Origin of the sequence: Mesorhizobium sp. M2D.F.Ca.ET.226.01.1.1, assembly GCF_004022705.2 — a bacterium.
Classification (GTDB): domain Bacteria; phylum Pseudomonadota; class Alphaproteobacteria; order Rhizobiales; family Rhizobiaceae; genus Mesorhizobium.
The window spans coordinates 47,753-66,241 of sequence record NZ_RZOY02000008.1 but is presented as its reverse complement, the minus strand read 5'-3'; the positions used below and the strand labels follow the sequence as shown (position 1 = coordinate 66,241).

General features: G+C 63.2%; 16 protein-coding genes. 8 read left to right on the top strand and 8 right to left on the bottom strand.

Going from position 1 to position 18,489, the window contains the following annotated elements:
- Window positions 1–19 precede the first annotated feature (19 nt).
- Window positions 20–1,171 (bottom strand): ribonuclease D, encoded by a 1,152-nt coding sequence (rnd, locus tag EN869_RS19305; RefSeq protein ID WP_127227487.1) that lies wholly within the window; start codon window positions 1,169–1,171, stop codon window positions 20–22.
- Between the two features lie 139 nt (window positions 1,172–1,310).
- On the bottom strand, window positions 1,311–2,525 hold the full coding sequence (locus EN869_RS19300; RefSeq protein WP_127227488.1) for an MFS transporter: 1,215 nt from the start codon (window positions 2,523–2,525) through the stop codon (window positions 1,311–1,313).
- A gap of 114 nt (window positions 2,526–2,639) precedes the next feature.
- On the opposite strand from EN869_RS19300, the gene EN869_RS19295 reads away from it, so the two are divergent.
- Together EN869_RS19295 and aspS are read left to right on the top strand one after the other, a co-directional pair.
- On the top strand, window positions 2,640–3,398 hold the full coding sequence (locus tag EN869_RS19295; RefSeq protein ID WP_127227489.1) for a DeoR/GlpR family DNA-binding transcription regulator: 759 nt from the start codon (window positions 2,640–2,642) through the stop codon (window positions 3,396–3,398).
- A 112-nt stretch (window positions 3,399–3,510) separates the two neighbouring features.
- On the top strand, window positions 3,511–5,307 hold the full coding sequence (aspS, locus tag EN869_RS19290; RefSeq protein ID WP_127227490.1) for an aspartate--tRNA ligase: 1,797 nt from the start codon (window positions 3,511–3,513) through the stop codon (window positions 5,305–5,307).
- A gap of 96 nt (window positions 5,308–5,403) precedes the next feature.
- Here the strand turns inward: aspS and EN869_RS19285 are convergent, their stop codons facing one another.
- Window positions 5,404–6,594 (bottom strand): hypothetical protein, encoded by a 1,191-nt coding sequence (locus EN869_RS19285; RefSeq protein ID WP_127227491.1) that lies wholly within the window; start codon window positions 6,592–6,594, stop codon window positions 5,404–5,406.
- A gap of 402 nt (window positions 6,595–6,996) precedes the next feature.
- On the opposite strand from EN869_RS19285, the gene parC reads away from it, so the two are divergent.
- Complete coding sequence (gene parC, locus EN869_RS19280) at window positions 6,997–9,252, top strand: DNA topoisomerase IV subunit A (RefSeq protein ID WP_127227492.1); 2,256 nt, start codon at window positions 6,997–6,999, stop codon at window positions 9,250–9,252.
- 291 nt (window positions 9,253–9,543) lie between these two features.
- Window positions 9,544–10,740, top strand: a complete 1,197-nt coding sequence (locus EN869_RS19275) for an AI-2E family transporter (protein WP_127227493.1) — start codon at window positions 9,544–9,546, stop codon at window positions 10,738–10,740.
- Here EN869_RS19275 and EN869_RS19270 read toward each other — a convergent pair.
- The 4 genes from EN869_RS19270 to EN869_RS19255 all read right to left on the bottom strand — a co-directional run bounded on the left by EN869_RS19270 (window position 10,728) and on the right by EN869_RS19255 (window position 13,916).
- Window positions 10,728–11,624 (bottom strand): DMT family transporter, encoded by an 897-nt coding sequence (locus tag EN869_RS19270; protein WP_127227494.1) that lies wholly within the window; start codon window positions 11,622–11,624, stop codon window positions 10,728–10,730. The genes EN869_RS19275 and EN869_RS19270 overlap by 13 nt on opposite strands.
- A gap of 123 nt (window positions 11,625–11,747) precedes the next feature.
- The gene (locus EN869_RS19265; protein ID WP_127227495.1) at window positions 11,748–12,512 is read right to left on the bottom strand and encodes an arginyltransferase; all 765 of its coding nucleotides are present in this window, start codon (window positions 12,510–12,512) and stop codon (window positions 11,748–11,750) included.
- Between the two features lie 163 nt (window positions 12,513–12,675).
- Entirely contained in the window at window positions 12,676–13,146 is a 471-nt protein-coding gene (locus EN869_RS19260) for an RDD family protein (protein ID WP_073989170.1), read from the bottom strand.
- A gap of 110 nt (window positions 13,147–13,256) precedes the next feature.
- Entirely contained in the window at window positions 13,257–13,916 is a 660-nt protein-coding gene (locus EN869_RS19255) for an isoprenylcysteine carboxylmethyltransferase family protein (RefSeq protein WP_135873462.1), read from the bottom strand.
- Between the two features lie 204 nt (window positions 13,917–14,120).
- Between EN869_RS19255 and sthA the strand changes: the two genes are divergently transcribed.
- The 4 genes from sthA (at window position 14,121) to EN869_RS19235 (ending at window position 17,578) form a co-directional block, all read left to right on the top strand.
- On the top strand, window positions 14,121–15,509 hold the full coding sequence (sthA, locus tag EN869_RS19250; RefSeq protein ID WP_127227497.1) for a Si-specific NAD(P)(+) transhydrogenase: 1,389 nt from the start codon (window positions 14,121–14,123) through the stop codon (window positions 15,507–15,509).
- A gap of 185 nt (window positions 15,510–15,694) precedes the next feature.
- Window positions 15,695–16,336 carry a DUF47 domain-containing protein gene (locus EN869_RS19245; protein WP_127227498.1) on the top strand — a complete coding sequence of 214 codons (642 nt, stop codon included), beginning with the start codon at window positions 15,695–15,697 and terminating at the stop codon, window positions 16,334–16,336.
- Window positions 16,336–17,340, top strand: coding sequence for an inorganic phosphate transporter (locus EN869_RS19240; RefSeq protein WP_127227499.1), 1,005 nt, complete (start codon window positions 16,336–16,338; stop codon window positions 17,338–17,340). The genes EN869_RS19245 and EN869_RS19240 overlap by 1 nt, the downstream gene beginning before the upstream one ends.
- 37 nt (window positions 17,341–17,377) lie before the next feature.
- Window positions 17,378–17,578 (top strand): hypothetical protein, encoded by a 201-nt coding sequence (locus tag EN869_RS19235; RefSeq protein ID WP_127227500.1) that lies wholly within the window; start codon window positions 17,378–17,380, stop codon window positions 17,576–17,578.
- 130 nt (window positions 17,579–17,708) lie between these two features.
- On the opposite strand, the gene EN869_RS19230 is transcribed toward EN869_RS19235, so the two are convergent.
- Entirely contained in the window at window positions 17,709–18,392 is a 684-nt protein-coding gene (locus EN869_RS19230; RefSeq protein WP_127227564.1) for an alpha/beta hydrolase, read from the bottom strand.
- Between the last annotated feature and the right edge of the window lie 97 nt (window positions 18,393–18,489).

The window sequence follows — 18,489 nt, the reverse complement described above, 5'->3', positions numbered from 1 at the left end:
AAGGGGAGAAGGAGAGGCGCTACAGATCGAACACCGCGATCCGGCGCTTGTCGAATTTGATGCCGATCTCGCCGCGCACCAGCCGCAGCGCCTGTTCGCCGAAGACGGCGCGCCGCCAGCCCTGCAGCGCCGGCACGTCGGCTTCGTCGCCCTCGGCCGCTATGCGATCGATATCGTCGCTGGAGGCAAGCACCTTGGTGGCGACGCCTTCCTTCTCGGCGACGATCCTGAGCAGCACCTTGAGCAGTTCCGCGGCCGCGCTTGATCCCTCCGGCGGCTGCACGCTTTTCGGCAGTTTCGGCATTGCGTCCTTGGGCAAGGCCAGCGCCGCATTGACCGCGCCGAGCAGTGCGGTTGCCGTCGCGGAGCGCTCCCAGCCCTTCGGCGTGGTGCGCAGCTTGCCGAGCGCGGCCGCGTCGCGCGGCGCCTGTTGCGCGATCTCGTAGATAGCATCGTCCTTGAGCACGCGGCCGCGCGGCACGTCGCGCTCGCGCGCCTCACGCTCGCGCCAGGCGGCAACGGCCTGCACGATCGCCAACTCCTGCGGCTTGCGCAGACGCATCTTCAGCCGTTTCCAGGCATCCTCGGGATGCGGATCGTAGGTCTCGCGCGAGGTGAGGACATCCATCTCCTCGTTCAGCCAATGCGCGCGGTCCTCGCGCTTCAGCTCGGCGCTGAGATGCTGGTAGACCTTGATCAAATGGGTGACGTCGGCAAGCGCGTATTCGAGCTGCTTGTCCGAGAGCGGCCGGTGCCGCCAGTCGGTGAAGCGCGAGGATTTGTCCAGCCGCGCCCCGGTGACCTTCTGGACGAGCTGGTCATAGGAAACGCTGTCGCCGAAGCCGCAGACCATCGCCGCCACCTGCGTGTCGAACACCGGATGCGGCACCAGATTGCCGAGATGGACGATGATTTCGATGTCCTGGCGCGCCGCGTGGAAGACTTTCAGCACCGCTTCGTTGGCCATTAGCCGGAAAAACGGTTTCAGGTCGATGCCGGGCGACAAAGGATCGATAAGCGCCTCAATCCCAGGCGCGGCCATCTGGATCAGGCAGAGGATCGGCCAGAAGGTCGTCTCGCGGATGAATTCGGTATCGACGGTAACGAATTCCGACTTTTCGAACGCCGCGACAACGCTCTCGAGTTCTTCTTGTGTGGTGATGACGTGCATCAAATCGCTTTTGGCACAGTATGAGGCCTCTTTCAATTTCAGCCGCGCGCGCTTTCGTCAAGCCGCCGCAGTGTAAGCGGTGGCCCGATTGCCGGATTCTCCCGTGCGAAATCGCGCGACGTGCGCAAGGAAGAGCCGTTCATGCCTCATAGGCCCGCGCCGGCACCCTTTCTCCAGTCGAACCGGATCCAGACCTGTCCGGCAAAGCCCGCCGGCCGAGTGCGCCCGCGGCCGCCAGGCTGAGCACGATGAACGGTATGCCGATGCCATAGGCCGAGCGGATGCCCCAATGATCGGAGACGAAGCCGAGCAGCGGCGGTCCGAGCAGGAAGGCAACGAAGGAGATCTGCGACAGCGCGGCGACGTTGATCGCGGCGGAGCGATCCGTCATCTGGGCCGCCGCTGAAATCGCCAGCGGGAAAATGGCGCTGCAGCCGATGCCCATGAGCGCGAAGCCCAGCATCGAGACGAAGGGCAGCGGCGAGAAGAAGACGATGACCACGCCGGCAGCCATCGCTGCCAACAGCACGCGCGCCACGCCGCTCGGCGAATGGCGGTCGACGAAGCTGTCGGCGAAGAAGCGGGTCGCAGCCTGCGAGAAGGCGAACAGCGCTACGGTGAAGCCGGCGGTCAACGGGCCGGACTCGAACACCGTGCGCATATAGATCGCCGACCAGTCCATGCTGGCGCCTTCCATCAGCATCGCCGACAGCGTTACCGCGACGAGGATAAGGATCGGCAGCGTCGGTCGGGCAAACATCGGCGCCTTGTCGCCGGCTACGGCGAAGCGGGCGGGCGCCGGCTCGAAGCCGCCGAGGAACAGCGCCATGGCAACCGCCACCATCGGCGCCACCAGCGCCAGATGCAATTGCGGCGACAGGCCGAGATGCGCCAGCGCGCCGCCGAACAGCCCGGCGCCGAAGAAGCCGATGCTCCAGAACGAATGCGCGCGGTTCATGATGCGGCGCTGAAGCAGGAACTCGGTCCTGTCGGCCTCGACATTCAGGATGATTTCGATGCTGCCGATCATCAGTCCGACCGGGAGCAGCATCAGGAACAAAGCGGCGGGGCCTGGCGCATGCACCGCGCCGGCATAGGCGATCGCCAGCAGCGGCACCAGCCAGAGCAGCGCGCGGCGAAAGCCGACGCGCTCCAGGATCGGCGCCGCCAGCGTCAGCGCGATCAGCGTGCCGATCGGCGTGCCGATCAGGGCGAGCCCGAGCGTGCCGTCCTCGATCCGCATGGCATGCTTGATGTCGGGCAGGCGCGGGAAAATGTTGCCCATCGCGAAGGAATAGATCGCAAAGCCGGCATAGACGCGGTGCTGCGGAGCGAGTTTCAGGCCACGGGTCATCACGGACATCCAGCAAGGAGATTTTGGCGGGGCCGCCTCTCGGGCCGGCAGCGGACTTTTCTTGCAAGAACGGGCAAAAAATGCAATAACATGCACAAATAAATAGGATCGTGCATGTTCACCGAAGAACGCCATCAACTCATTCGCGATCAGCTTGGGGCGCACGGAAAGGTGCTGGCCGGCGAGCTCGCCAGCCGTTTCGGCGTCTCGGAGGACACGGTACGGCGCGATCTCAGGGAACTTGCCAAGGCGGGACAGTTGCGCCGCGTCTATGGCGGCGCGGTCGCCTCGGCGCCCTTTGCCGCCGCCACGCTCAGCCAGCGTAGCCGTCATGCGGTCGAGGAGAAGACGCGCCTGGCGAAAGCGGCGGCGGGGCTGCTCGTGGCGGGGCAGTCGCTGTTCATCGATGGCGGCACGACCAATGAAGCGCTCGCCAGGGCGATCCCGCGCGACATCCAACTGACCGTTGCCACCAATTCGCTCGGCGTCGCCTCGGCGCTCACCGACCTTCCGCTGGTCGAGCTGATCGTGCTCGGCGGCCGCTATGTGCCCGACCTCGGCACCTGCGTCGGCGCCGACACGCTCGCCGCCGTGGCGCAGCTCGGCGCCGATCTGTTCTTCCTGGGGTCCTGCGGGCTGGACGTTTCGCGCGGCATCACCGCCTTCGATTCGGCCGAAGCCGAAGTGAAACGCGCAATGGCGAAAAACAGCGCCGGCATCGTCATCGCCGTCACCAATGATAAGCTTGCGACTGCTGCGCCGTATCGTGTCGCCGGCGCCGATGCGATCCGCCATCTCGTGGTGGAAAAGACAGCACCCGCCGCCACGCTCGCCGATTTCCAAAGCCAGGGCGCGCAAATCCATTTTGCCTGAACGGCGGAAGCGGCGCCTGTGTGAGCGGTTGCCTTGACAAAGCCGGCCTCTCATGCGCTTTTCGCGCCAATTTTCAGGCCGGGCTGAGCCCCGCAATTTCCGGACTTTACCAATGACCACGCATCGTTATCGCAGCCACACCTGTGCCCAGTTGAGAAAGAGCGACGTCGGCAATTCCGTCCGCCTGTCGGGCTGGGTGCATCGCGTGCGCGACCATGGCGGGCTGCTCTTCATCGATTTGCGCGACCACTACGGCCTGACCCAGATCGTCGCCGATCCGGATTCGCCGGCCTTCAAGGTGGCCGAGATCGTGCGCGGCGAATGGGTGATCCGCGTCGACGGCGAGGTCAAGGCGCGCCTGCCGGAGACCGTCAACGCGAACCTGCCGACCGGCGAGATCGAGATTTTCGCGCGCGAGATCGAGGTGCTGTCGGCCGCCAAGGAACTTCCGCTGCCGGTGTTCGGCGAGCCGGAATACCCGGAAGACATCCGTTTGAAATATCGCTTCCTCGACCTGCGCCGCGAGACGCTGCACAAAAATATTGTGGCGCGGACGAAAATCATCGCCGAGATGCGCAAGCGCATGGGCGAGGTCGGCTTCACCGAATTTTCGACGCCGATCCTGACGGCGTCGTCGCCGGAAGGCGCGCGCGACTTCCTGGTGCCGTCGCGCATCCATCCCGGCACCTTCTACGCGCTGCCGCAGGCGCCGCAGCAGTACAAGCAGCTGATCATGGTTTCGGGCTTCGACCGCTATTTCCAGATCGCGCCCTGCTTCCGCGACGAGGATCCGCGCGCCGACCGCCTGCCCGGCGAATTCTATCAGCTCGACCTGGAGATGAGCTTCGTCGAGCAGGACGACGTGCTCTCCACCATGGAGCCGGTGCTGCGCGGCGTCTTTGAGACGTTCGCCAACGGCAAGCCTGTGACGCAGAAGTTCCAGCGCATCCCCTATGACGTGGCCATGCGCAAATATGGCTCCGACAAGCCGGACCTGCGCAACCCGATCGAGATGCAGGCAGTGTCGGATCACTTCCGCGATTCGGGCTTCAAGGTGTTCGCTAACATCCTGGCCAATGATGCGAAGGCCGAGGTCTGGGCGATTCCCGCCAAGACCGGCGGCAGCCGCGCCTTCTGCGACCGCATGAACTCCTGGGCGCAGAGCGAGGGCCAGCCCGGGCTGGGCTATATCTTCTGGCGCAAGGAAGGTGAGAAACTCGAAGGCGCCGGCCCGATCGCGAAGAACATCGGCGAGGAGCGCACCGAGGCGATCCGCCAGCAGCTCGGCCTTGCCGATGGCGATGCCGCGTTCTTCGTCGCCGGCGACCCGAAGAAGTTCGTCACTTTCGCGGGCGCCGCGCGCACCCGCGCCGGCGAGGAGCTGAATCTCGTCGACCGCGAGCGCTTCGAGCTCTGCTGGATCGTCGACTTCCCGTTCTTCGAATGGAACGAGGACGAGAAGAAGATCGACTTCGCCCACAATCCGTTCTCCATGCCGCAAGGCGGCATCGATGCGCTAAACGGCGAGGAGCCGCTCGGCATCAAGGCGTTCCAGTACGATATGGTCTGCAACGGCTTCGAGATCGCGTCCGGCGGCATCCGCAACCATCTGCCCGAGACCATGGTCAAGGCTTTCGAGATGGTCGGCCTCGACCGCGCGACCGTGGAAGAGCGCTTTGGCGGTCTCTATCGCGCCTTCCAGTATGGCGCCCCGCCGCATGGCGGCATGGCGGCCGGCATCGACCGCATCGTCATGCTGCTGGTCGGCGCCAAGAACCTGCGCGAGGTCACCATGTTCCCGATGAACCAGCAGGCCTACGACCTGTTGATGAACGCGCCTTCGGAAGCGACCCCGCAGCAGCTGCGGGAGCTGTCGCTGCGCGTAGCGGTGACGAAGAAGGAAGGCTAGGACTCCGAGCCAAGCCTTTCTTTCTTCTCAATAAATCGGCCCAACAAAAAAGCCCGGCATCGCTGCCGGGCTTTCGTTTGGAGCTGACGTGTTCGATCAGTCCTGGTTCGCCTTGACCTTGACGCCGAGCGTCTTGGGCAGGTCGAGCGGGTTGGACATGGCGCCGGCCATGATCAGCGCGAACGGCACCGACGACGGCGGCTCGGCCGAGATTTCCAGGCTCTTCGGATCGTCGAGGAAGGTGTTGACGGCCGACGAGACCTCCGCCGTCAGCTCGGGATTGTTGAGCTGCGCCATCCCGAACGGCACGATCGCCTTGGCCTGGTTGGCAACGTCCTTGCCCGACATGCCCTGCTGCTTGCCGACATAGTCCAGCACCTTTCCGGTCAGCGAATCGTCCTGGTAGCGGATCGAGGCGCCGTTGAAGGAGAGCTGCTGCAGCAGGCCGAGCATGGCCATGCCCTGGGCGGAATTGTCGGCGCCTTCCGGCTGCGAGGCGAGCTTCTTCTGCATCTCCTGCATCGACTTGATGAAGTCGACCGTGTAGCCGCCGAGGTTGAAGGTCATGCCGAGCGTGCCGGCATTTTCGACCGAGATGTCGTATTTCGACAGCTCCATCTTGCCGTCGCTGGGCTGCCAGCTGCCGGCCATGTCGATATTGCCCGAGATGTTCTGGTAGCCGAGCGCCTCGATGGCTTCCTTCGACTTGGGATCGTCGACCAGCGACAGGTCGGCAGTGAATTTTTCGGTGTTGGCGGTGAAGTTCATCGCCTTGCCGTCAGCCGGCGGGGTGATCTCGACGGCAAGCCCGTCCATCGAGAAGGCGGTCTTCTCGCCCTTCTTGACGGTCATGTTCGAAAGCTCGGCCGACTTGTACATCATTAGCGAACCGAGCGGATCCGTGTTGCCCTCGGCCGGAACCTTCATGTCATGGATGATGAAGGGGCTGAGAATGAGCGTCACGTCGTCCTGGGTGCGCGAGAAGGCCGAGGTTGAGACAGTCGCAATGTCGAAGCCGCCATCGGCCTCGCTGACGCCCTCCAATTTCACGTCGCCGATCGGCAGCGCTTCCTTCTCGGCAGCAGGTTTGATGGATACGGCCTGCAACGTGACGTTCGAATCGTCGCCGGAGACGCCGGTCCAGGAAATGTCGACGCCCTGGGCGGCGAGCATGGACTTGACGCGCTCGGCCACGGCCGGATCGGCGGCGAAGGCGGCGTTGAGCGGCAGGGTCAGCAGAAAGGTCGAAAATGCCAGTTTCTTGAGCATTGAGCGTTTGATTGTCATTGGCGAGTTCCCTGTCCTGAAGGTGTTTTGAATTCCTGCTCCCTCACCATTCCGTGACGAACGGGACGGGAGAAAGGCATTGTCCCGCTCCATTTGTCGAAAATGGCGATGAAAAGCAAACGCCGGGAGGCAGCCATTTCTCGATGCGGTGAATATGTCATGAAGACCGCGACCCTCCGCCAGCGCGTTGCATGCCAGATAGAACCCGCATGTAACAGATTGATGTTGGCCGGCGTCATGCTGCCGACGCGGCTTGTTGCAGATCGCCGGCAAAGTGCCGCCGCGGCCCTGCCGCTTCCGTGAAATCCTTCACACCGCCGGTCAGGCATTCGCGGCCGCGACGAATGCGCCGATGCTCACGCGGCGCTTGCCGCGAATCGCCCGCTCGGCTAGTCCAAATCCATGGGAAAAAGGCTTTTGCCGCCCGATGACAATGGCGGCGGCGACAAAATCGAACCGGTCGATCTGAAGGAAGCGCTCGAGCGGCGCTATCTGGCTTACGCGCTGTCGACGATCATGCACCGGGCGCTGCCGGATGTGCGCGACGGACTGAAGCCGGTCCATCGCCGCATCATGCATGCCATGCGGCTGCTCAGGCTTAACCCCGATCAGGGCTTCGCCAAATGCGCCCGCATCGTCGGCGACGTGATGGGCAAGTTCCATCCGCATGGCGACCAGTCGATCTATGATGCGCTGGTGCGGCTCGCGCAGGAATTCTCGATGCGCTACCCGCTGGTCGACGGGCAGGGCAATTTCGGCAATATCGACGGCGATAACGCCGCCGCCATGCGCTACACCGAAGCGCGCATGACCGAGGTGGCGACCGAGCTGCTTGCCGGCATCACCGAGGACGCTGTCGATTTCCGGCCGACCTACAATGAGGAGGACGAGGAGCCGTCCGTCCTCCCCGGCGCCTTCCCCAACCTGCTCGCCAACGGCTCCTCCGGCATTGCCGTCGGCATGGCCACCTCGATCCCGCCGCACAACGCCGCCGAGCTTTGCGACGCAGCACTGCATCTGATCGAGCATCCGGACGCGCCGGTGGCCAAGCTGATGGATTTCGTCCAGGGACCGGATTTCCCGACCGGCGGCATCATCGTCGACAGCCGCGCCTCGATCCTCGAAGCCTACGAGACGGGCCGCGGCGGTTTTCGCGTGCGCTCGAAATGGGGGCAGGAGGACCAGGGCAGGGGTACCTGGAGCATCGTCGTCACCGAGATCCCTTACGGCGTGCAGAAGGCGAGGCTGATCGAGAAGATCGCCGAGCTCCTGATGGCGCGCAAGCTGCCGCTGCTCGAAGACATCCGCGACGAGAGCGCCGAGGATATCCGCATCGTCCTGGTGCCGAAGAGCCGCACCGTCGATCCCGGCATCCTGATGGAATCGCTGTTCAAGCTGACGGAGCTCGAGAGCCGCTTCCCGCTCAACATGAACGTGCTGTCGCGCGGCAAGGTGCCGAACGTGCTCTCGCTCAAGGGCGTGTTGAAGGAGTGGCTCGATCACCGCCGTGAGGTCTTGATCCGCCGCTCGAAATACCGGCTCGGCGAGATCGAGAAGCGGCTGGAAATCCTTGCCGGCTATCTGATCGCCTATCTCAATATCGACGAGGTCATCCGGATCATCCGCGAGGAGGATGAGCCCAAGCAGGTGATGATGGCCCGCTGGTCGCTCACCGACAACCAGGCCGAAGCCGTCCTCAACATGCGCCTGCGCGCCTTGCGCAAGCTTGAAGAGATCGAGATCCGCAAGGAATTCGATGGCCTGACCGCCGAGAAGAAGCAGATCGAGGCCCTGCTGGCGTCGGACGCCAAGCAATGGTCGACGATCAAGTGGGAGGTCACCCAGGTCCGTGACAAGTTCGGGCCTGAGACCGAGCTTGGCAAGCGCCGCACCCAGTTCGCCGACGCGCCCGAGCATGATCTGACCGACATCGCGCATGCCATGATCGAGCGTGAGCCGGTCACCGTCGTCGTGTCTGAAAAGGGCTGGCTGCGCGCCATGAAGGGCCATCTGACCGATTATTCGCAGCTTGCCTTCAAGGAAGGCGACAGCCTGAAGCTCGCCTTCCATGCGCAGACCACCGACAAGATCCTGGTCTTCACCACCGGCGGCAAGTTCTACACCATCGGCGCCGACCGGCTGCCGGGCGGGCGCGGCCATGGCGAACCGATCCGCATCATCGTCGACATGGAGAACGACCAGGACATCGTCACCGCCTTTGTCCATGACCCCAAGCGCAAGCTGCTGCTCGTCTCTTACGATGCCAATGGCTTCATTGTTTCGGAGGAAGAGGTCGTCGCCAACACCCGCAAGGGCAAGCAGGTGATGAACGTCAAGGCGCCTGACGAAGCCAAGCGCTGCATTCCGGTGTCGGGCGACCATCTCGCCATCGTCGGTGAGAACCGCAAGCTGCTGGTGTTTCCGCTCGCCGAAATCCCGGAGATGGCGCGGGGCAAGGGCGTGCGCCTGCAGAAATACAAAGACGGCGGCGTGCTGGACCTGAAGACCTTCACGCTGGAAACCGGCCTGTCCTGGCAGGATTCGGCCGATCGCACCTTCACCAAATCGCGCGAGGAACTGGCCGAGTGGATCGGCGCCCGCGCCGCCGCCGGCCGCATGGTGCCAAAGGGTTTCCCGCGGACGGGGAAATTTGGGTAGCGCCGCCTTTCCCTTCTCCCCTTGTGGGAGAAGGTGGACGAGGAAGCTCGGCCGGATGAGGGGTGTTGGAAGGATCGCGACCTCTCGGGCGTAAGCGCTTAAATTCCTTGGATGTTTTGGCGTCTCACTCCGCTGGAACACCCCTCATCCGTCTCGGCGCTGCGCGCCGATCCACCTTCTCCCACAAGGGGAGAAGGGGAAGCGCAATCATTTGGACTATCGTCACGATTGCTGCACTATCTTGGTGCATAGGTATTCCTTGAATTCATCGGGCAGGGGAGAAACGCAGGATTGAAGCGGGCCGAGATCCAGAAGCCGGGGCAGCGCCTGTTCGGCCTGTCGACGCCGCTGAGGTCGGCCGTCATTCCGCCGCTGTCGGCGGCGCGCTGGCTCCTGGTGCTGATCGTCGCCGCCGGCGTCTACTTCTTCCACGGCTTCCTGTTTCCGGTGCTGGCCGCGCTGGTCATCGCCTTTGCCAGCTGGCCACTCTATCGCCGGCTGCTTGTCGCCGTCGGCGGCAATCGCACCGTCGGTGCGACCCTTGCCATCCTCTTCATACTCGCCTTCCTGGTGGTGCCGATCGCGCTTGCCGGCACCTATGCCATCAACGAGCTGCGCGAATGGGTGACCTGGGCGATCGAGACCAACCGGCACGGCTCGGTGACACCGGGTTGGATCGCCACCATGCCGGTCGTCGGTCAGTGGCTGAACGACCAGTGGACGGCCTATCTCGGCCATCCCGGCGGCATCGGCGAATTGATCCAGCTGATCAGCGGCTCCAACATCGGCACCATCTATCGCGGCGCCCTGGCCGCCGGCGGCAGCGCCTTCGGCCTGTTGCTGACGCTTCTGTTCATGATGATCGCGCTGTTCTTCGCCTATCGCGACGGCGAGGCTTTCGCGGGCCAGGTCGATCGTCTCGGCGAACGCATCCTGCCGACGCGCTGGGAGCGGATCTCGCGTGTCGTGCCGGCGACCATCTCCTCGACGGTCACCGGCATGACCATCATCGCCATCGGCGAGGGGCTTGTGCTGGGCATCGCCTACTGGCTGGCCGGCGTACCGTCGCCGGTGACGCTCGGCGCGCTCACCGGCATCATGGCGCTGATCCCCGGCGGCGCGCCGCTCTCCTTCACCCTGGTCTCGATCTACCTCGCCGCCAGCGGCAAGCTGTTCGCCGGCGCCGCGCTGTTCATATGGGGCGCGGTCGAGCTCTTCATCGTAGACAAGACATTGCGGCCCAAGCTGGTCGGCGGGCCGATCAAGCTGCCTTTCCTGCCGACCTTTTTCGGCCTGATCGGCGGCGTCAAGACGATGGGCTTCCTCGGCCTGTTCATCGGCCCGGTATTGATGGCGCTGCTGGTCGCCATCTGGCGCGAGTGGCTGCGCGAGGTGGAATTGATGGACGAGATTCCACCGGTCGCCGACGATGCCGGTGCGCCCCAAATCGAAGCGACCGCCGAGCCGCAAAAAGTTCAGGCCGGGTGAACCACGGCAAGTGCCATCCGGCGCTTGCGGCCCTCATGCAATTGCCACAGCGAATGTGCCACGAGCGTCACGACAAGGACCGTGCCGCCGATCAGGCTGTTTCGCGAAGGCGCTTCAGCGAAGATCAGCCAGACCCAGACCGGAGCAAACACCGTTTCCAGCAGGTAGAACATGGCCACTTCCGGCCCGGAAATATATTTCGGCCCGTTGGCCAGGCAGAAGAACGCAATCGGCATGATCACGGCGCCGTTGAGGAGGATCCACCACGGCGCGTCGACGTGAAAGCCGGCCTTCGACACCATGAAGAGCGCCACGGCGAACGGCAGAACCACCCCGACGAGCGAGGTGAAGCCCATCTCCCTGCCGCTCGCCCGCGAGACGGTGATGGCGCAGGCGACGCAGAGCGCGGAGCACAGCGCCATGATGTCGCCGAACAGATTCCCGGTGCCGATCGAATCGCCGACGATTATGGCGACACCGACGATCATCAGCGCCAGCGCCGCGAGTGTCGCCGGCCGCGGTCTCTCCCTCAGGAACAGCCAGGACAGCAAAGCCGAGAACATCGTGGTGAAGGCCAGGATGAAGACGAGGTCGGCGGTCGAGGTATGATAGACGGCGGTGATGAAGGCAATCGAGCCGAGCCCGTAGAGCGTGGCGACCATTAGACCCAGCCGTCCCGGGACGAGCTGCGGTGCCTTGTCGCTCAACGAGCGCCAGACCGCCCAGATGACGAGCGCGGCAATGAGCGTGCTTCCGGTGCGCAGCAGAAGGATCGTCCAGGCCTCGCCATGGGCAAGTCGGATCAGCGGAATATCGACGGTCAGCGTCACCCCGCCAAGCGCGGTGAGCAGGAGACCTTTCTGGTGGTCGGTATGAGTGGACACTCGGCTATCTCGCAACAATCTTGAGGAGGCGCATAGCGGCCATGCGTCGGTCCTTCCAGCCTGACGGCCGAAAGACCAGCGTCCTCCTCCTTGAAACTGTTTAAGGATGAAACGCGAAGCGGGTCAGCGACTGACCGCTTCGTGGTCGTAGCGTTCCCAGCCTTTCGGGCCGAGATGCTCCTGCGGCATGAAGCGCATCTTATAGTTCATCTTGCGCGAGCCGTTGACCCAGTAGCCGAGATAGACGTGGGGCAGGCCCATCGCCTTGGCGCGGGCGATGTGATCGAGGATCATGAAAGTGCCGAGCGAACGGTCCTCGAAGTCGGGATTGAAGTAGGAATAGACCATCGACAGGCCGTCGGCCATCTTGTCGGTGAGCGCCACCGCGATCAGCTCGCCCTGGCCCTTGCCGGTGATGAACGTGTCCGGTCCGCGACGCCTGTATTCGATGATTTTGGTGTCGACATGCGTGTCTTCCACCATCATCGCGTAGTCGAGCACGGTCATGTCCGACATGCCGCCCCGGCGGTGGCGCGCATCGAGATAGCTGCGGAACAGCGAGTATTGTTCGGTCGAGGGCTGCGCGTCATGCATGGCGCCGACGAGATCGGCATTGCGCTGGATGACCCGGCGCATGTTGCGGCTTGGGTCGAATTCCTGGGCGAGGATGCGCACGGACACGCAGGCGCGGCACGATTCGCAGGCAGGGCGGTAAGCGATGTTCTGCGAGCGCCGGAAGCCGCCTTGCGTCAGCAGGTCATTCATCTCCGGCGCCTTGTCGCCGACAAGGTGCGTGAACACCTTGCGCTCGAACTGTCCCTCCAGATAGGGGCACGGCGACGGCGCGGTCAGAAAAAACTGCGGCGACTGGGTCGGATGCTGCGTCATCTAATCTTGGAAACGCTCCTGCGAATCGCCCTACCTTTGGCCCGGCCGGCGAAAAATTCAACAGGATTATGCTGTCGTGACGGCTCCGGCCTGTTCATATCCGGCCTGTTCATCGTTGAGCACGGGCGGCGCGGTGGTTCGATGAATGCCGCCGCGGCCATTGTCAGATGTCGGTTCGGGTGACCACGGTGCCGAGCAACAGATCGTGCAGCGTGCGCTTGCGGTCGGAGAACAGCGTCACCAGCAGCACCAACGGCGTCAGGATGACGTTGCCTGCCCAGAACAGCACCGAGTGCACCACCGCCGTCATGCCGTCGATGCGGCTGCCGTCGAGCTTCTCCAGGCGGATGCCCATGATCTTCATGCCGGTGGTCGCCTGGTCGCGGCTGCCCAGCGTGTTCCAGATGTAGAGGATGGCAACCATCGGCACGAGCACGGAAAACAGCGCCCAGCCGAGGCCGAAGGTCAACAGCCCGAGAATGGCGACCAGGATGGCGAAAGGAATGGTCAGCAGCGCCACGAAGAAATAGTCGAGGAGGAACGCAAAGATGCGCCTTGTCCGCACCCCGCGATAAGCGCGTGTGTCCTCGAACCTGGTCGTGATGATCTCGCCGTCCAATACGCGTGCGTTCATGTCCATTCCTCGATCGCGGCATCCGCATGGGGATGCCTGCTGCCCTTTTCAGATGGTGAGGGCGGCCTGGAATTCAAGGAACTTGCCCGCCGCCGGCAGGCGGCGCCGTGTCAGAAGATGCCGGGGAAGAGCCTGTAGCGAACCCGCGTAAGGTAATCGCGATATTCCTCGGTCAGCGCCAGGATGCGTTCCTCGCGCAGAATGCGATGGACCTGGAACAGGGTGATGATGGCGTAGACGGTGAAATTGTAGAGCGAGAAGCTCGACAGCAGGAACAGGATGTGCCCCGCCAGATAGCCGGCATAGATCGGGTGCCGCACGAACCTGTAGGCGCCGCCGGTGATGACGCCGCGATTGGCCGGCAGGATGGCGAAGGAACGGCCGAGCGACATTTTCCCCCAGATCACCATCCAAAGAGCCAGGAACTGCAGCGGCGCCGCGATGTAGAGCGGGATGATGGCGAGGCCGTCCTGGAGCGAGACGAAGCCCGAGCCGAAACCGGCCGTCAGCGAGATGAATACCGTGAAAGGGCTCCAGTCGCGGACAATCGGCCGGCGCGCCAGGAGCAGCCAGATAAAAGTCAGCGCATCGGAGATCATGAGCAGCAGGATGTTCAGCCGGCCCGGATCGATGACCAAATGGCGCGCGCCGCGATAGACAAAGATCGCGGCGACGGCCAGCGCAATGAAACGAAACAAGCCCTCGCGCAGGTCGGTTAGGGTCTCGCTGCTTTGCAGCCCGGACCAAAAACCCGTTTCTGCGCCAGACATCGCGTCACTCTTGGAAATCGCCAACTCAGCTACCCCGGTGGTCCCCTCGTCAGGCACCATTGCACGTCAAGCCTTGCCGTCCGGTTAAGGTTTCGCATGCTTTTGGTGTATCTGGAGTGTTCGGGCCGCGCGGAGCTGGTGTTGGCAGTTGAACATGACGTTCTTCCCGGTCTAGCTTGTTGCGGCGCACAAGAGGGCGGGGACATGGACTACGATATGCTGGTCATCGGCAGCGGCCCTTCCGGGCGCCGCGCCGCGGTGCAATCGGCCAAGCTTGGCAAGTCGGTGCTGGTGGTCGACAGGGGCCGGCGCCTGGGCGGCGTTTCGGTGCATACCGGCACCATTCCGTCGAAGACGCTGCGCGAGACGGTGCTGAACCTCTCGGGCTGGCGCGAGCGCGGTTTCTACGGACGCGGCTATCGGGTCAAGCAGGATATTTCCATCAGCGATCTGGTCGAGCGTCTGCACAAGACGCTCGACCACGAAGTCGAGGTGCTGCAGCACCAGTTCATGCGCAACACGGTGAAAAGCGCGCGCGCCGCGGTAAAATTCCTTACGCCCAACAAGGTCAGCCTGACCGCTGACAATGGCGATTACAGCGAGGTTGGCTTTGCCAACGCGCTAATCGCAGTCGGCACCAGGCCGCACCGCCCGGCCGACGTGCCTTTCGACAAGAAGCGCATTTTTGATAGCGACGAGATGCTGGAACTCCACCATCTGCCGCGCACCCTGACGGTGATCGGCGCCGGCGTCATCGGCGTCGAATACGCCACCATCTTTTCGGCCCTCGACGTGCCGGTGACGCTGGTCGAGCCGCGCAACACGATCCTCGATTTCATCGACCGCGAAATCGTCGACGATTTCATCCATCAGATGCGCGACCGCGGCATGACCATCCGCCTCGGCAGCACGGTGAAGGAGATCGCCTCGAAACCCGACCATGCCGAGGTGACGCTGGCCGACGGCCGCACCATCCGCTCTGAGATGGTGCTCTATGCCGCCGGCCGCACCGGCAACGTCGCCAGCCTCGGTCTCGACCAGGTCGGCATCGAGGCGGATTCCAGGGGCCGCATCAAGGTCGATCCGCAGACTTTCCAGACCAGCGTGCCCAACATCTATGCCTCCGGCGACGTGATCGGCTTTCCGAGCCTCGCCTCAACCTCGATGGAGCAGGGCCGGGTGGCGGCATGCCACGCCTTCGGCGTCAACCTGCCGCCGCCGCCGGAGAGCTTTCCCTATGGCATCTATGCCGTGCCGGAAATCTCGACGGTCGGCCTGTCGGAAGAGCAGGTGCGCGAGAGCGGCGCCGCCTATGAGGTCGGCCTGGCGCGTTTCCGCGAGACTTCGCGCGGCCACATCATGGGCGTCTCGAGCGGCTTCCTGAAACTGTTGTTCTCGGTCGAGACGCGCCGCCTGCTCGGCGCCCATATCGTCGGCGAAGGCGCCACCGAGCTGATCCATATCGGCCAGGCGGTGATCAATCTCGGCGGCACGGTCGACTTCTTCGTCAACAACACCTTCAACTACCCGACGCTGGCCGAAGCCTACAAGATCGCGGGCCTGGATGCCTGGAACCGTATGGGGCGGGGGTAGTACCCGACTGGTTCAACCTTCCATCTGGGCGAGCAGCGACAGCATGACGTCGGCCGGGGGCATCGGCAACACCGCCGCAATCTCGGCGTCTGCAGCCGTCCACATCCACATCTTTCAGCCGGCTTACTGTTTCCCCCGGTGGAATGCGGCGGTATGTGGTGGGTCAGTACATCGGGAGGTCGAGCATGCTGGGGTGGTTCCGCAAACTTCTGCCGCGCGAAGATCGCTTCTTCGACCTTTTCGAACGGCATTCGCGCACCGTGGTCGGCGGGGCCGAGGCGCTGCAGCAACTTCTGAACGGCAAAGACATCGATCGCTGGTGCCAGAAGATCGTCGATCTTGAGGACGAAGCCGATCACATAACCGCCGAAGTTCTGCTCGCGGTGCGACGCTCTTTCATCACCCCCTTCGATCGCGGCGACATCAAGGATCTCATCCAGTCGATGGATGACGCCATCGATATGATGCACAAGACCGTAAAGACGGTGAAGCTGTTCGAGAAGAAGGAATTCGACCCGCTGATGCAGGAGATGGGGAGCGTTATTGTCGACGCCGCCAAGCTGGTTGCGGAAGCGATACCGCTGCTCAGCAAGGTCGGTGCCCACACCACGCGCCTCAACGCTATTGCCGAAGAGGTCATGCGCGCGGAAGGCCGAGCGGACGATTTGCACGAACAGGGCCTGAAGGATCTTTTCAAGCGCCACGGGCGCAGCGATCCAATGGCCTATCTGATAGGCAGCGAAATTTATGGTCAGCTGGAGAAAGTGGTCGACCGTTTCGAGGACGTGGCAAACGAGATCAGCGGCATCGTCATTGAGAACCTATAGTGGAACCCACAATCGCCTTTCCGCTGCTGGTCGGTCTCGTTGCCGTGGCACTGTTCTTCGATTTCCTCAATGGCCTGCATGACGCCGCCAATTCCATCGCCACCATCGTCTCGACGCGAGTGCTGCGGCCGCATTATGCGGTATTCTGGGCGGCTTTCTTCAATTTCATCGCCTTCATGTTCTTTGGTCTCCACGTCGCCGAGACTGTGGGAAAGGGCATCATCGACGTCAGCATCGTCACCCCGGCGGTGATCTTCTCGGCCCTCGTCGGCGCCATAGTCTGGAATATCGTCACCTGGATAGCCGGCATCCCTTCCAGCAGTTCGCATGCGCTGATCGGCGGGCTGGTCGGCGCCGGCATTGCCAAGGCAGGCGTCGGCGCCATCGTCTGGACGGGTCTTGGCAAGACCGTCGCCGCAATCGTCCTGTCGCCGGCAACCGGTTTTGTCCTCGCGCTTCTTCTGGTCCTTGTGGTTTCGTGGCTGTTCGTTCGGCAGACACCTTTCGCCGTCGACAGCACCTTTCGGGTCCTGCAGTTCTTCTCCGCCTCGCTCTACTCGCTCGGACACGGCGGCAATGATGCGCAGAAGACCATGGGCATCATCGCGGTGCTGCTCTACTCGCAGGGCATGCTCGGCGGGACCTTCTACGTGCCGCTATGGGTGGTCCTCACCTGCCAGTCAGCTTTGGCGCTGGGCACATTGTTCGGCGGCTGGCGCATCGTCCACACCATGGGCTCCAAGATCACTCGGCTGAACCCGATGCAGGGTTTCTGTGCGGAAACCGGTGGTGCGATCACCTTGTTCGCCGCCACCTGGCTCGGCGTCCCCGTCTCGACCACGCACACCATCACCGGAGCAATCATCGGCGTCGGCGCTGCCCGCCGCGTCTCCGCGGTGCGTTGGGGCATAGCCGGCGACATCGTCATTGCCTGGATCGTCACTTTACCGGCGACGGCCGCCATTTCGGCCCTCACCTATTTGGTCACGCGCCTGAGCGGCTGACGCGGAGCGGGCATTCAGCCAATCCCGACAATGTGCTATGATTCGCATCATGGGGAAGAAGGCGAAACGGAAAGCAAACCAGGCTATTGAAGCGCCACTAGAAGGCGCGCTTGAAGCGGAAGCTGCCTACTATGCCCGCAAGGTCGGCATCACTAAAGACGAAGCCGCCAAGATCATCCGGGAAGCCCGGGCACCGAAGCTCACAATCGTCGGCAAGGAAGGCGTGAAGGGCAGATAGCCTCTACACAATCTTCTTCTATGGACGGCGCCTACCCCGGTTTCGGCGCAACCGAGTCCATCTTCTCGCAAAGGTCTTCCATCAACCAGAGCGTCTTGGAGACGCCGGCCGCCATTTGGCGGCGTCATTGTCAGCGTTTTGTGCATTCTTCAGCCGTTTCGCCGGCCAGCCATTGCCGCACGATGGCGGCGTCCGCGTCGCCGAATTCATGACCCGAGGCAACGATGCGCGCGTCGATCTCGGCGCCGCGCTGGCTGAACAGCGTCACCAGGGCCGGGGCGAATGGGCCGTAGGTCTGGTCGGCGGCGCCGGCGATGATCAGCACTTGCGTCGCGCTGAGATCCACCATTGGCGAATTGTCGAGCACCGGCATCGCCCGCAGCAATGCCGCACGCCTTACAACTCCGGGATGAAGCAGCATCAGGCTGGAGACCACGTTGGCGCCGTTCGAGTAGCCAAGAAAGGTCGCACGCTTCAGGTCGAGCCCATGTCGGCGCGCGACTTCCGTCGCGAACTGGGCATAAGCGGCGGTCTCGGCACGGATGGAAGCCTGCTCGAAGCTGGTCGGCGTGATTCGCTCGAACCAGCGAAATCCGTCCTCTTGGCGGATGCGACCGCGCGCCGCGACAAGCGTCGAACGCGGCGCGATTTGCCTTGCCAGTGGCAGCAAGGTCGTTTCGTCCAAACCCGATCCGTGCAGCACGAACAGGCAGTCGCCGCTGGCGTTTTCCGGCTTCAAGAAACGGTAGCCAAATGTCAGATCCTCGCACAGGACATTGTTTTCGTCGCTATATTCGGACACGCTCACATCCATTTGATTCCATGAGAGATTCATTGATTTGCCGGCTTCAAAACATAATATTTTTCCGCTCCGCGAAAGTTGATTGAACCCGGCGCACTTCGGTCCGTTT